Origin of the sequence: Mangrovimonas aestuarii (assembly GCF_028767185.1) — a bacterium.
GTDB classification, from domain to species: Bacteria; Bacteroidota; Bacteroidia; order Flavobacteriales; family Flavobacteriaceae; genus Mangrovimonas_B; species Mangrovimonas_B aestuarii.
Window position 1 is genome coordinate 61,528 of record NZ_JARACK010000001.1, and the last position, 15,104, is coordinate 76,631.

14 protein-coding genes are annotated in these 15,104 nt (G+C 37.4%); 9 read left to right on the top strand and 5 right to left on the bottom strand.

Features of this window, described 5'->3' with window-relative positions:
* Positions 1-84 precede the first annotated feature (84 nt).
* The 6 genes from PWU04_RS00330 to PWU04_RS00355 all read left to right on the top strand — a co-directional run bounded on the left by PWU04_RS00330 (position 85) and on the right by PWU04_RS00355 (position 8,414).
* Positions 85-3,279 carry a SusC/RagA family TonB-linked outer membrane protein gene (locus PWU04_RS00330; RefSeq protein WP_274473807.1) on the top strand — a complete coding sequence of 1,065 codons (3,195 nt, stop codon included), beginning with the start codon at positions 85-87 and terminating at the stop codon, positions 3,277-3,279.
* Between the two features lie 11 nt (positions 3,280-3,290).
* Entirely contained in the window at positions 3,291-4,772 is a 1,482-nt protein-coding gene (locus tag PWU04_RS00335) for a SusD/RagB family nutrient-binding outer membrane lipoprotein (RefSeq protein WP_274473808.1), read from the top strand.
* 17 nt (positions 4,773-4,789) lie between these two features.
* Positions 4,790-5,395 (top strand): immunoglobulin-like domain-containing protein, encoded by a 606-nt coding sequence (locus PWU04_RS00340; protein ID WP_274473809.1) that lies wholly within the window; start codon positions 4,790-4,792, stop codon positions 5,393-5,395.
* Between the two features lie 13 nt (positions 5,396-5,408).
* Positions 5,409-5,909, top strand: coding sequence for a lipid-binding protein (locus tag PWU04_RS00345; RefSeq protein ID WP_274473810.1), 501 nt, complete (start codon positions 5,409-5,411; stop codon positions 5,907-5,909).
* 60 nt (positions 5,910-5,969) lie between these two features.
* Positions 5,970-6,704, top strand: coding sequence for a 23S rRNA (guanosine(2251)-2'-O)-methyltransferase RlmB (gene rlmB, locus PWU04_RS00350; protein WP_274473811.1), 735 nt, complete (start codon positions 5,970-5,972; stop codon positions 6,702-6,704).
* 81 nt (positions 6,705-6,785) lie between these two features.
* Complete coding sequence (locus PWU04_RS00355; RefSeq protein WP_274473812.1) at positions 6,786-8,414, top strand: aryl-sulfate sulfotransferase; 1,629 nt, start codon at positions 6,786-6,788, stop codon at positions 8,412-8,414.
* On the opposite strand, the gene PWU04_RS00360 is transcribed toward PWU04_RS00355, so the two are convergent.
* Positions 8,411-9,154 (bottom strand): rhomboid family intramembrane serine protease, encoded by a 744-nt coding sequence (locus PWU04_RS00360; RefSeq protein ID WP_274473813.1) that lies wholly within the window; start codon positions 9,152-9,154, stop codon positions 8,411-8,413. The two genes, PWU04_RS00355 and PWU04_RS00360, sit on opposite strands and share 4 nt — an antisense overlap.
* 128 nt (positions 9,155-9,282) lie before the next feature.
* On the opposite strand from PWU04_RS00360, the gene PWU04_RS00365 reads away from it, so the two are divergent.
* Positions 9,283-10,560, top strand: coding sequence for a replication-associated recombination protein A (locus PWU04_RS00365; RefSeq protein WP_274473814.1), 1,278 nt, complete (start codon positions 9,283-9,285; stop codon positions 10,558-10,560).
* Here the strand turns inward: PWU04_RS00365 and PWU04_RS00370 are convergent.
* Genes PWU04_RS00370 through radC form a run of 4 tightly spaced genes read right to left on the bottom strand, consistent with a single transcriptional unit; the run spans position 10,557 to position 13,990 of the window.
* On the bottom strand, positions 10,557-11,288 hold the full coding sequence (locus PWU04_RS00370) for a hypothetical protein (protein WP_274473815.1): 732 nt from the start codon (positions 11,286-11,288) through the stop codon (positions 10,557-10,559). The genes PWU04_RS00365 and PWU04_RS00370 overlap by 4 nt on opposite strands.
* Before the next feature lie 4 nt (positions 11,289-11,292).
* Positions 11,293-11,982, bottom strand: a complete 690-nt coding sequence (locus PWU04_RS00375) for a YjjG family noncanonical pyrimidine nucleotidase (protein ID WP_274473816.1) — start codon at positions 11,980-11,982, stop codon at positions 11,293-11,295.
* Positions 11,972-13,273, bottom strand: coding sequence for a polysaccharide deacetylase family protein (locus PWU04_RS00380; protein ID WP_274473817.1), 1,302 nt, complete (start codon positions 13,271-13,273; stop codon positions 11,972-11,974). The genes PWU04_RS00375 and PWU04_RS00380 overlap by 11 nt, the downstream gene beginning before the upstream one ends.
* An 18-nt stretch (positions 13,274-13,291) precedes the next feature.
* The gene (gene radC, locus PWU04_RS00385; RefSeq protein ID WP_274473818.1) at positions 13,292-13,990 is read right to left on the bottom strand and encodes a RadC family protein; all 699 of its coding nucleotides are present in this window, start codon (positions 13,988-13,990) and stop codon (positions 13,292-13,294) included.
* Positions 13,991-14,057: 67 nt separating this feature from the next.
* On the opposite strand from radC, the gene PWU04_RS00390 reads away from it, so the two are divergent.
* Complete coding sequence (locus tag PWU04_RS00390) at positions 14,058-14,510, top strand: DUF1569 domain-containing protein (protein WP_274473819.1); 453 nt, start codon at positions 14,058-14,060, stop codon at positions 14,508-14,510.
* Complete coding sequence (locus PWU04_RS00395) at positions 14,507-15,094, top strand: FMN-binding negative transcriptional regulator (protein WP_274473820.1); 588 nt, start codon at positions 14,507-14,509, stop codon at positions 15,092-15,094. Before PWU04_RS00390 ends, PWU04_RS00395 begins: the two co-directional genes overlap by 4 nt.
* Positions 15,095-15,104 lie beyond the last annotated feature (10 nt).

Below are 15,104 nucleotides of genomic sequence, written 5' to 3' on the forward strand. Positions count from 1 at the left end.
GAACTAAATTTTTAACGACAAATTGTTGTTTTATTAAGTTTTTATTATGATTTTTGAGAAAGACTAATTCAAATTAAATATACAATGAAAACAAAGTTTAGTGGAATTCTTACGCTATTTCTGGCGTTTGTTGTGCATATTTCGTATGCGCAGGAAAAGACAATTTCAGGAACGGTATCGGACGAATCCGGCATACCACTCCCTGGAGTTAACATTATTGTAAAAGGCACGACCACAGGAACACAAACAGACTTCGATGGTAACTACGCCATTCAAGCCAGTGTTGGTGATGTGCTTACATTTAGCTACGTTGGATTAGAGGCTCAAGAAGTTACTGTTGGAACCTCTAGCACTCTTAATGTGACTATGAAAGAGGACACTGCGGTTCTTGAAGAAGTTGTGGTAACTGCCTTTGGTAAACAAAGAGTCAAGCGAGAGGTTAGTACAGCTGTATCGCTGGTTGATGAAGAGCAATTAACAGAGGTTACCAACACGAACCCTTTTGAATCGCTTTCCGGTAAAGTTGCCGGGGTTGACATTTCTACCCCAGCACAGACAGGTGCTACTTCAAAGGTTATTTTACGTGGTTTCAGCTCACTTTCCAACAACCAACCGCTGTACATTGTAGATGGAACTCCTATTAACAATAGCCAAAACAGAACTCGAACAGCTGCAGGTGCTACTGAAGTAAATCGTTCTTTTGATGGAGGTAGTGGTTTGAACGATTTAGACCCAAACAGCATTGAAAGTATAAGTGTACTTAAAGGTTCAACAGCCGCCGCTCTTTATGGTTCGCGTGCTGCCAATGGTGCAATTATCATTACTACAAAACGCGCTAAAGAGGGACAAAAACTTCGCGTTGATGTTGTGAGTTCTTTTGACCAGTTTGAAGTTGCTAGAGTGCCTCATTTACAGTCTCAATTCGGCCAAGGATGGAGCGGTCTAGGGTACTCATCTCTTCCAGCCGGTGGCTTAGGTGCCAGTAATGAAAACGGATCTTGGGGTCCAGAATTTGATGGTGAATTAAGACCTTGGGGACATGTTGTTGACAATATGCAACAGATTAAGCCTTACGTTGCCCTAAAAGACAATGTTAGAGAGTTCTACGATATTGGAACCTTATATACGAATTCAGTTCGGTTAAGTGCTGGAGGCGAAGTGGGTAATTTCAGCTTGGGCTTTACAAGCTCAGACAGTGATGGTATCATCCCTACAGATGACGATAAGTTTACTAGACGTGCCTTTAATGGTAGCGGTGGATTTAAAGCAGGTAAACTTACTTTAAATGCTACTGGTAATTATGTTGAAAGAGATCAGAATGTGGTTAACACCGGACAGAGTGACGATGCTGGACAAGGAGCGGTTTTTGCACAGGAAATTATCCAAAACCCTACAGACATTAGTTTACTTGATTTAGAAGACTTAGACAACCCTTTTAACACTCCTGATAATTATTTCACTCCTTATCAGCGAAATCCATGGTCTGTTTTGAGAGATACTGAAAACAACTTAAGAACCAATCGCTTTTACGGAAATGCTAATTTAAGATATGAACTGGCTGAAAACTTATCAACCACTTTCCAATTTGGAGCTGATGTATCTAACACATATAATAAGAGTTTTGGTAATAAAGTAACATTTACACCGGGGTCTCCAAACGACCTTCTTGGACAAAATCCAGTATTGGGAGGGGTAACAGAAGCGAGAACCCTTCAAAAACAATATGATACTTTCCTTACCGTTGACTATAACAGCGGTCTTACAGAAAATTTATCTTTAGATGCTACAGTTGGTTACAACTACAACCAACGATCTTCAGACTATCTTAATGTAAGTATCACCGATTTAAGTGTACCTGGCTATTACGAGCTAAACAACACTCTTGGTAGAGCCACCACAGTACAAACAAATTCTAAGAGAAGAACTTATGCTTTATTTGGTTCTGCTACATTAGGACTTATGGATAGATTTTTCCTTACCCTTACCGGAAGAAACGACTGGACTTCTACTTTAGAAATTGGAAACAACTCCTACTTCTACCCTTCTGCAGGGTTAAGTGCTATTGTTCTTGATAACGGAGAGCATTTTGTTAAGTTAAGAGCCGCTGCTTCGCGAGTAGCCAACGATACCAATCCTTACTTTACACAAAGTACACTGGTAGCCGCTACAAATGGAGCTTTCTTTGGACAAATCACCTTCCCTATAGGAGGGGTAAATGCTTATGAGGTAAGTAATGTTATTGGTAACCCAGGCATTGAACCTGAAATAACGGATGAGTTTGAAATAGGTACAGAAATAAATCTATTTAACAATAGAGTTAACATCGACGCGACTTACTACAACAAAAGGACTGATGGGGTAATTATCGCAAGACCTCTTGCACCTGCTTCTGGATATAGAAGTATTAGAGGTAATTTCCTTGATGTAGAAAATAAAGGGGTTGAATTAGCTGTTAATTTCTTCCCTGTTCGCGGTGATGATTTTAAATGGGAATTTGGCTATACTTTCACCAAAAACAAAAACGAGGTAACAGATATTGTTGAAGGACTAGATGAACTGTTAATCAACAGCGCATATGCAGTAAACTTCTATGCTGAAAAAGGACAGCCATTAGGTGTTTTTAAAACCAGGGTCGCAGCTACTAATGACCAGGGACAAACTATTGTTAACCCTGCTACCGGTATTCCTGTACAAGCAACAGATGAGACTACCATAGGAAACTCACAAAGAGATTTTATTATGGGATTCCGAAATCAATTTACCTTCAAAAACTTATCACTTTCATTCAGTGTTGACTGGAAAGAAGGAGGAGAAATGTACTCTTACACCAACCGATTATTAGGTTTTACAGGTAACTCTATCGCAACAACCTACAACGACCGTAACCCTTTCATTGTTGAAAATTCTGTAGTAGATAATGGAGATGGCACCTATTCAGAAAACACAACTCCTGTAACTTTCGATAATGTTACTGGGTTTTACAGTTCTTCGAACAATGGTAGTATTGAGGAAACACACGTTATTGATAAAACTTTTGTACGCTTAAGAGACATTACTCTTCGATACAATATTCCTTTCAGCCTAGTGGACCAATTGGGACTAAGCAATGCTTCCGTATCACTATACGGAAAGAACCTTTTCCTTTGGACACCTGACGACAATCCTTATGTAGATCCAGAATCAACCACTTTCGGTGATGATTTAGCGAGTGAGTTTGGAGAATTTTCTACCAACCCAACCCAAAGAACATATGGTGTTGCATTAAAAGTATCATTTTAAAATTTATGAAAATGAAAAAAACAATTTTAAGTATAATAACAGCAGGCATGATTACATTCAGTTCATGTGATAGTGCCTTAGATATAAACCGAGATCCAGACAATCAATCTATAGATAATGCGTCTTTAGATTCTGGTACCGCTGCAGGTATAATGGGTATTGGGGCAGTGCATAGTTCATACTACGCTTTAGTTGGAGGAATTTGGGCCCAACAATGGGCACAAAGCCCGGCAGCTAGTCAGTACCGTTCAATTGACGATTATTCAATTGGTACTAACGATTATACAGGTGGTTGGGTTAATATGTACGATGCCTTAACAGACATTAGGAATACAAAACGATTGGCCCAAGAACAGAGTAACTGGAATTACTATTTAATTGCTACCTGTATGGAGGCCTATGCTTCTCAAATCCTTACAGATTTTTACGGCGACATTCCTTATACTGAAGCTAATAATCCAGAGATCTTGCAACCAGCTTTCGATAGTGGTCAAACCGTTTACGACTTGATGATTGCAGACATCAATGATGCCTTAGGAAGAGATTTAGCAGCCTCATCGACACCGGTACCGGGTCAGGACGATTTTTTATTCGGAGGAGATATGTCTCAATGGGTCGCTTTTGCTAATACGTTAAAACTAAAGATATATTTGCGTCAAACAGAAGCTAGACCAAATGTTGCCGAAAACGGTATCATGTCATTAATGAATTCAGGAGCTTCTTTTTTAACCCAAGATGCAGCTATATCAGATGTATTTGAAGACCAAGCCAACTTAAGTAATCCACTTTACGAAACAGATAGAAGACAGCTTAACACCGGTACTAATCTACGAGCTAGTCAAACCATGCATTCCTTTTTGAGTAGCAACAACGACCCTCGTTTAGAAGTATATTATGGGTCTGGTAACTCCATGATTCAGGGAGATTACAATAGTTTGGCTGCACCAAACTCTATTTCAATTGCCAACTTAAGCGCTTTAGCTCCAGTGTACTTCATTAGTGCCGCTCAAAGTTATTTTATGCAAGCTGAAGCAAGAGAACGTTATATGGGTGGTTCTGGAGCCAAGGAATTATATGATATGGGAGTTATAGCTGCTTTCGATAAAAGCCCTGTTTACGATTCTGGCACATTTGCCATTGTTGAAGAATTAGACGGCTCACCATTTGTTGCTGCAGGCGGTGCTTATGAATATCCTTCAGGAGGTTCGTTTGATGAAAAACTTGAAGCTATCATTACTCAAAAATGGCTTTCAAATTATCCTGATAATGGATATGAATCCGTATTCGAACAGAACAGAACAGGTTACCCTGTAGTGTCTGACGTACCACAGTCAAGCGAAAATTATATTCCAGGACAATGGTCATATTCTGTAAACGGAACTACCGGAGGCGTTTTCCCACAGAGGATAGTTTATCCTAACTTGGAACTTTCAAGAAATGAAAATGCTCCTGATATTTTAGAGATCACCGTGCCTATTTGGTGGAATAATTAATTAAAATGAAATCAAAAATGAAAAACTTTTATAAAATAGTCTTTTTGTTCGCAGTAGTAATTAGTTTTTCTGCTTGCCAAACAGACGATTCAGAAGATGTTTCCTTCGTAACAGAGTATGCCGTATTTGAGTATGAACCTGAAATAGTTCTAGAATTGGGATCTACATTTGAACCAAGCGCTGTAGCAACTCAAGGCGGGACTCCATTAGAGGTTATTGTTTCCGGTGATGTTGACACAAATACTGTTGGTGTATATGATGTAGCCTATAGTGCTGTAAATTCAGATGGGTTTGAAGCTTCTGCTTTTCAAAAAGTAGTTGTACATGATCCTAGTATTGTAGGAACTGATGTTTCTGGAAATATCGTAGATGCAAATAATGGCAGTAGAACAGGAATAATAACTTTAGTTGAAGGAACTACCAGCATTTTCTATTGTACTGACTTTGGGTTTGCCGGTAATTTCCCGATGTATTTTCAAATGGACGGTGATGTGATTTCAGAAATACCACAGGTATATCCATTTGGTGCAACATCAGTAGAACTCACCTACAGCCCGGCAACTCAAACTTTTACCACCTTGATTGCTCCTTATGGGTTTGGATACACATTTGTTTACCAATAAAAAATAAAACAACATGAAAAGAATATATTTTATACAATTATTATCGCTTTTAGTTTTTGCTTTTAGTTTCACATCATGTGATGAAGGTGGGGAACCAGACCCAGGAGGAACTAAAGTTGAAAAGATGGCCGGAGATTGGTATGTAGAGTTTCTAGTCGATGGCGAAGATATCTACAACTTAGGTTATGCCTTAATATCAACTTATAATACTGCTTCTGACGATGGTACTGAAATGTGGATAGATGACCATCAAAATACTTGGTGGTTTAAGGTAAAATGCCCTGTAAATGTTGACAATATGACATTTTCAGGCTCTGGACTCGAAAGCAATGTTGATGATTACGAAGTAGTTGTTGATATAACTAATGGAGAAATCATCAAAGATGGAGCTACAACGTCTGGAGGTAACACTTCAGATTATATCAGGTTTGAAGCTGTATTTTCTGATGATCCTACTACAACCTATGAACTAGTAGGATATAAAAGAACAGGCTTCCTCGAAGACGAACACTAATTTCACTAAACAATTATTTGAGCCACCTCAACTGAGGTGGTTTTTTTATACCTTTACGCCATGAAAAACAACACTCAAATTTTTGGAATTCGAGCCGTAATGGAAGCCATTAATGCCGGAGAAAGCGTTGACAAAGTTTTTATTCAAAAAGGTCTAAAAGGAGAATTATTCCAACAGCTGGAACAACTGCTTAGATCTAATAGCATTAATTCTTCGTATGTCCCTGTAGAGAAGTTAAATCGACTTACCAATAAAAAACACCAGGGTGTTGTTGCACAAATCGCTCCTATTAGTTTTCACAATTTGGAAGACCTTGTTATTAACACCATTGAATCAGGAAAAACTCCTCTGTTCCTTTTATTGGACCAACTTAGTGATGTTCGTAATTTTGGAGCCATAATAAGAACTGCTGAATGCACAGGTGTGAACGGCATCATTATTCAGAAAAAAGGCGGTGCTCCAGTTACAGGCGACACTATTAAAACTAGTGCGGGCGCTGTTTTTAATGTCCCTATTTGCAAAGTTGATCATATTAAAGATGCTATGTTCCATATGCAAGCATCGGGAATACAAGTAGTAGCAGCTACAGAAAAAACAGAGAATCTTATTTACGATGTTGATTTCTCAGTACCTACAGCAATAATTATGGGATCTGAAGGTAAAGGGATCTCCCCTTCCATTTTAAAATTGGTCGACCAAAAGGCGAAATTACCTATGCAAGGAGAAATTGCATCCCTTAACGTCTCTGTTGCCTGTGGTGCTTTTTTGTATGAAGTGGTTAGACAAAGACTTTAACAGAAACCCTAAAATGTTAAAATTCTCAATTAGCTAAAAACATCGTTACCTTTGCGCCAATCAACTTGAAAAACAAAAAAATTGGCCTTTAAAAATTACACACCGCTATTATTCACCTTTTTATTTCATTTTTATTGTATCTCCCAGAATACCGTTGGGACAATTTACAACTCCAATGATGCCTATGAGGGATACACACTGTTTACACTTTATACAGAAAGCTATCTTATAAACAACTGTGGAGAAACCATTAACCAATGGTCCAGCACTTATCCTCCAGGTAATTCTGTTTATTTATTGGAGAACGGTAACCTTTTAAGAGCAGGGAGGACGAATTCATCTGACATTGTATTTGGAGGAACCGGCGGAGTTATTGAGCTTTACGATTGGGACGGTAACTTAATCTGGTCTATGCTTTACGACACCCCTACCCATAGACAGCATCATGATGTATACCCTATGCCTAATGGCAACATTCTGGTATTAGCAGCCACAGTTATGTCTTATGATGAGGCTATTCAAGCAGGTCGTTCGGCAGATTTGCTAAACGATACCACTTTGTACAATGAGCAAATAATAGAAGTTCAACCAATAGGTACTAACTCCTATAGTATTGTTTGGGAATGGAATATAAAAGATCACCTCATTCAAGATATCGATAGTACCAAGGATAATTACGGAGATATATCTGATAACCCACAACTACTTGATATAAACTTCCTTAACGGAGGTGCACTTTCCACGAATTGGCTTCACGTTAATTCTATTCAATATAATGAGGAGTTAGATCAGATTATTCTAAGTTCCAGAAACTTAAGTGAGGTATATGTTATTGACCACTCTACAACCACAGCCGAAGCCGCTTCACATACTGGTGGATTACAAAATAAAGGGGGAGACTTTTTATACCGTTGGGGGAACCCACAGGCTTATGACAGCGGTACAGAAAATGACAGGCAACTTTACGGGCAGCACTACCCACACTGGATTCCGGAAGGTTTAACAGATGAAGGCAAAATCATGATATTCAATAATGGCTTTGGTAGACAGCCAACATATTCTGAAGTCTTTGTAATAGATCCTCCCGTGAACGAATCTGGAGCCTATTCACATGTTGCTAACACAAGCTTTTTACCAATAGCCCCTGACTTTATTTACAGTAATCAACCCGACTTATATTCGGCAATTGTTAGTAGTGCACAACGCCTTCCAAATGGTAACACTTTAATTTGTGAGGGACGCACTGGTGAACTTTCAGAAATAGATTCCTCTAACAATATAGTTTGGGAATATGTTACCCCAATTAACAATAATACTGGCGCCTTATTTTCCCAAGGCGAAGATCCAATAAACAACCTAACTTTTAGAGCGATTAAATATGGCCCTGACTTTCCAGGCTTCAGTAATAAAGATTTAACTCCAGGGTTACCAATTGTAGCAAGTGAAAACATTTTTGGCTGCAATAGCCTTAATACCCCAGAGATTGCACTTCAAAATATAAACATTTACCCAAACCCCACTTCAAACTACATCAATATAGAATCTGCTTATCCTATTGACAAGATTGAAATTTATGACCTTTTAGGTAAAAATGTCATGACAGAACACAACAACACAAAAATAAACCTGGAAAGCTTAAACAGTGGCGTGTATATCATTTCTATCAACCAAGGCAACAAGAAAACTATAAAAAAGATTATAAAGAACTAAAGTTTTTTATTCTCTTTAAAAATATAATGTACAACTACCGGATAAGAGGAGTCTTGCGACTCCTCTTCTTCATTTTCGACAGTTTCAACAAAATTCCCATTTTCATCAAAATGCCTTAAAAACTCATCCTCTTCCTCATTATACCCCTCTTGTTCCCAGTCATATTTTTTTGGCTTTGCCACTTTTCTTTTGAAAATCAAAGCGAAGAGCAAGCCCGTTATTAATCCTGATAAATGCCCTTCCCAAGACATGCCTTCTTCTATTGGCATGGTATACCAAACCATATTCCCGTAAAGAAAAACTACTAGTAATGATAATGCTATTAACCTAAAATGTTTGGCAAAGACACCTTTGAAGAAAAGAAAAGACGTTAGCACATAAATCAATCCACTTGCCCCTATATGATATGACGGTCGCCCAATAATCCATGTTAAGATTCCCGAAATTAAAATACCATAACCCAAAACCTTCCAAGCCAAAGGCCTATAAAAATAAAACAATGCCATTGAAAGCACTAACAAAGGTATTGAGTTATGATACAAATGCTCTATATCACCATGGACAAACGGGCTACACACAATACCTACAAGTCCTTTTAACGTTCGGGGATAAACTCCAAATTTATTAAGATTTACACCAAATCGTAGTTCAAACCAAAACACTAGCCAAATAAGTAAGATAAAGGCCAATGGATAGGCTATAACACCTGTAGAAAACTTAAAATGTTGCTGTCGAATCATACAGTAAATTTATAGAAAAGCTATCAATAACCCGACCACTAATAATCGTCTGAAATTTTGTCAAAATCTATCCAATATCTCAGTTCAAAAATCGTAAAATGATACTAAAAATACTGTAATTTTACTTTATGAATACACCTTTAGCGGAACGACTGCGTCCTAAAACCCTTGAAGAATATATTAGCCAGACCCATTTGGTTGGAGAACAAGGTGCGTTAACCCGACAAATTAAACAAAGTTTAATTCCCTCGATGATTCTTTGGGGACCTCCAGGGACCGGAAAAACTACCTTGGCCAACATTATTGCTACAACTGCAAAGCGACCTTTTTACACTTTGTCAGCTATTAGTTCAGGGGTAAAGGATGTACGTGAAGTGATAGACAAAGCCAAGCAAAGTGGAGGTTTATTCACCACAAAAAATCCAATACTATTTATCGATGAGATTCATCGTTTTAGTAAATCACAGCAAGACTCCCTTCTTCAGGCTGTAGAAAAAGGATGGGTTACCTTAATCGGTGCAACGACTGAGAACCCTAGCTTCGAAGTTATCCCCGCACTACTATCTAGGTGTCAAGTATACATTCTCAATTCATTTGATAAAGCTGATTTAGAAAGTCTCTTGAATAGAGCCATAGAGACCGATGAAATCCTGTCCAAAAAACATATTGAACTCAAGGAAACCTCTGCCCTTTTAAGATTATCTGGAGGAGACGCTCGTAAACTGCTTAATATATTTGAACTCATCATCAATACCTATGAAGAAGGAAATATTGTCATTACCGATAAGGATGTTTTAGATAAGGTTCAAGTAAACCCTGCTCGATATGATAAAACCGGCGAACAGCACTACGACATTATTTCAGCTTTTATCAAGTCGATTAGGGGAAGCGACCCTAATGCCGCTGTTTATTGGTTAGCAAGAATGATTGAAGGCGGTGAAGACGTTAAGTTTATTGCTAGACGATTATTAATCCTTGCCAGCGAAGATATTGGCAATGCAAATCCAACAGCTTTAGTTATTGCCAACAATGCTTTTCAGGCAGTTTCAGTAATCGGTCATCCTGAATCCAGAATAATACTGAGTCAATGTGCTACTTATCTAGCCTGCTCTCCAAAAAGCAACGCTGCTTACATGGCCATCAATGAAGCGCAACAACTTGTTAGACAAACCGGGGACCTCTCAGTACCAATGTCTATCAGAAATGCTCCAACAAAATTAATGAAGGACTTGGGGTATGGTGATGACTATAAATATGCACACAATTACGAAGGCAATTTTGCAATGCACGAATTTCTTCCAGACCAAATTAAAGGAACTCCTCTGTATAAACCAGGCAACAATTCCAGAGAACAAGCTCATCGCGAATTTTTGAAACAACGATGGAAAGATAAATACGGATATTAAAAACTGATATTTATAATTTTGTTAGTAAGTGATTGCCCATCATTTTCTGATAACACCCAAGTACTATCGCGTTTAAATACTATGCCTTCTTTTCCTTTAACAATAAACACATCTGTTGCGCCTGAAAAATAAAGAGTCATTACAATGTTATTATTGGCATCCTTTAAAATGTAACCATTGTTGATTGCAACTGCTGTCAAGAAGTTAGTTTCTAAAGGCTCTGACCCATCTTTATTGGTGTATTGTTCCACTGTTCCAGAAGCAACATTATCATTGCTAACTTCCTCCTCGGGCTGATATTGATAATTAATCGAAGATAACGACTCAAAAGCATCCCTCAAAGCCAGCTTATAGCCTTTAGCAAAATCTTTTTCACGACTTTTCCCTTCAGGACTACTGTAAATAACTCTCTCATGACAATCTCTAAGGTCAAATTTTAACTTGATAGTCAAGAAACTAGATTCATTATAAACATTAGCTCGCAGTGCAAGACATGGTTTAGCTTTTAAATCCAGAGGTTTGGCTTCATTTTCCATCAAAGCTTCAAAACCATATTTTCCAAATAAAAACTTGGTTAATGAATTCAATTGGTATTGATCTGCTTCTCTCAAAAAGCTATACTGTTCTGGCACAATGATATATTTGTATTTATTAAAATCTGTTTGTGCACTCAATATGTTTGCAACCCCTAATAAAGTAAAAAGAAGAATTTTATATTGTAGTCCCATGAGTTTATAAATAGTTTTTCAGTTCTGATAGTTGCTTAATCTGAATTATGTTTTTCTTTGCTACAAGTTCCGTAGGGTTAAAATAAATTACATCCAATCCTACTTGTAAAGCTCCCATAATATCAGCTTCTAAATTGTCTCCAATCATCAAGCTTGTTTCAGATCCTACTTTAGCTACTTCCAAGGCGTGATTAAAAATCTTCGGATCGGGTTTCTTAACCCCAACTTCCTCTGAGTTGGTTATCGTATCAAAAAAATGATGTATTTGCGACTTTTTTAACTTCCCTTGCTGAACTTCCTTAAACCCATTGGTTATGATATGAAGTCGGTAATTTGGATTGAGATAGTCCAGAATGGGTTTTGCATCATCCAATAGATGATTATGAACCGTTAGATGGTCTATATAATCATCTGAAAGTTTATTTATAGTATTATCATCTACAGATTGTTTCATCAATTTAAATGTTTCAAACAATCGTCCAAACCTGAGTGTTGCCTTATCAACTTCGTCTTTACTGTAGAGTTGCCAATACTTTAAATTAATGGGTTCATAAATCGTTAAGAAGTCTTCGAGATTGATATCAAAATTATTTTTTTTAAAGATCAGCTCAAAAGCCAATGCAGAGTTCCTGTCAAAATCCCAAAGGGTGTGATCTAAATCAAAAAACACATCTGTAATATGTTTAAGCTTCATCGGTAGATTCAATTATCATGTTGAACAATGACTTAAAACCTTTCCACCTATCCAAATCACTAAAAGTGTAATTATGGAACACTGGTACAAATTCACCATTAACCTGTTTTACCTGTTCAATGATATTTTGTAATGTTTGTTTTTTATCAAGTAAAGATTGAATTCTCAATAATGCATAGTCCATAACATGATAGCTATAAACCTTTAGAGGAGTCTGCACCTCATAGTCGAGATCATAAAAAAAGAAAGGCGTACAGGTACCTGCCCTGAATCCAACCTGATTTACATAGCCCATAGTGTAGTCTTCCTTCATTTCCAACTCCACCAAATTTCTATAGGTTTCAGGTAAGTTCAATTTGGAAAATGAATTTCTCGATGCCAATAATGGTCGATTAGTAATTCCCTCCATTTTGGTCTTTTCCTGTTTGAGCTTACCAAAATCCTCTAAAGCAAAAAAGGATACTTTTAGTCCTACATTACAATAATCTGCAATATGCTTAATAAGCGATACAAAACGCTTGTTCTGAACATTTATCCCTTTATCATATGTTGAATACCCACCTATTAAAAAGAAAAACAAAAATTTATATCGTGTGTTCTTTTGTCGATTTAGAATATATTTGAACGTATCATATGGATCTCGCTTAGCTCCAATCAATACGGCATATCTTTCATACAGCTGCTTAAGTCTAAAAGAGGTTAAATCCCTTAAGGTCCCTCCAAATGTCCTCATTATTCCCCTTAGCTTATAATTATATGCCGAAGGCACATCGATAACAGGTTTAATAGTGTATTCACATTTTGGAAACTCAAAGTCTGGATAATTTTTTTCTAATACAGCTTTAAACTTATAGGCCCAAATATCAATCACCGGCTGGTTTAAAAATCCATTTTGAAAAGCTATACTCTCGCTAGCAGGAAAACGACCAAATTCATCCTTAACATGAGGTAAATATTCTTCATAACGGCTAAGAAGATAAAAAGTAGCCGCAAAAATATCAAAAGGCAAAGCACTTTTGTCGCCAATAAAAAAGAAAGCCTTAGTGTTTTCCCATTGTTGAACGTGTACTTCTATATCGGAAAGTCCTTGCTCAAACAACAGCTCATTGTTTCTAACAAAAAGCTCATTGCTCAACGGCTGTTTTGTATAGGAGATCTTAATACTATCGTGGGCAATAAACTCTTCTATAACTGTTGTAAATGATACTGGTATTTTTAAAATACGGGTACAAATATGCTTAAAAGTATAGGTTAAGCGCGGTGTTATTTTATGGGTATAGACTAAAAGCATATATAGGAAAACTGTAGGCTATAGAATATTTTCATCGGCAAAGCTAAAGTACGCTTTTTCCGTGACGATAAGATGATCGAGTACTTTTATATCCAAACTGATGCCAGCGGTTTTGAGCTTTTGAGTAATTTGCTTATCGGCTTCACTTGGTATTAAGGTTCCCGAAGGGTGGTTATGCGCTAAAATTATTGCTGTTGCAGCTGCTTCTAGAGCAGTTCTTAAAACTAGTCGGACATCTACCAAAGTTCCCGTTATCCCGCCTTTGCTTAGCTGAAGCTTTTTAATGACTTTATTGGAATTGTTTAAATATATAATCCAAAACTCCTCATGGGGCAGTTCTCCAATAAGAGGCTGCATTAATTCGAATACCGATGTACTAGATGTAATTTTTGCTGTTTTGGCGGCTTCCTCACCTCGCCGTCGTCTGCCTAACTCCATAGCAGCGGCAATAGTAATTGCTTTAGCCTCTCCTATTCCCTTAAACGCCATAAGTTGCGAAACCGAAAGTTTTCCAAGAGCACTTAAGTTGTTTTCAACTTCTGCCAAAATACGTTTGCAAAGGGCTACTGCACTCTCCTCTCTACTGCCAGAACCTATAAGAATTGCCACCAACTCGGCATCGCTTAGTGCTGCCCTTCCTTTATGGAGCAACTTTTCACGTGGACGGTCGTCTTCAGACCAATTTTTAATGGAAAACGATGAGGATTTTTGTGGCATGACATAAATATAAAAATTGTAACTTACCGAAACAATTAATTAACTAACCGATAACTTAAACATAACCATGAAATCTCTATTTGAAAGGGATAGCTTTAATGAAATTTGCACCCGTATAGAAAGCCTAAGTTCTGCTTCGCAACCGCTTTGGGGTAAAATGAGTGTTGGACAAATGCTAAAACATTGTCAGCAGCCCCTAAATGTTGCCAATGGTACATTAAAACTAAACAACAGAGCAGGTTTATTAAAAAGACTTATGTTTAAGTTATATAAACCCCTAATGTACAACGACAAGCTTTGGAAACACAACTTACCCACTGTTAGAGAGTTTAGAGTTACAGACCAAAAAGAGTTCACCAAAGAACGCGCTAAACTAATGGCGTGTTTGGACGGCTTTGCACAAAAGGAAATAGATGGTAATTTTCCTGAACACCCTTATTTCGGATCGTTCACCAAAGAACAATGGGGCAAAATGCAATACAAACATCTTGATCATCATTTAAGGCAATTTGGAGTATGAGCTACCCTCCAAAACATCACCAGGAAGGAAATCGGGAACATTTAATTGAAGTGATAAAAGCATTTCCTTTGGGATTGGTTATTTCTGTTGAAAACAACATTCCCTCTACCACACACATTCCTTTAATATTTAACGAAGGAAAGCTAATTGGACATATCGATAAAAACAATCCGCAAACTAAACTGTTAAGAAACAACAATAACGTAACAATAGTTTTCTCCGGCCCCGATTGTTACATATCTCCTAGTCTTTTTAAATCTGATGAACTGCCAACATGGAATTATATTAAGGTACATATTCAAGGAAAGGTTACTGAAATAAGTGACATAAGTGAGCTCAAACAAAGCATGGTTGCCATGACCAAAACTTTTGAATCTCCAGTTAATATGTTCAAATTATCCATGGAAAACCCTAAAATGGAACAGTATATAAATTACGTCTATGGATTTGAAGTAGAAATCACTAGCTGGGAAGGCAAGTTTAAACTCTCGCAAGACAAAAGCCCGGAACAACGGGCCATTGCTAATCAAGAAATGAAGACTATTATTCAGTCTTCAATAAATATTTTAGATAATCTCTTCTAAAAAACACTCA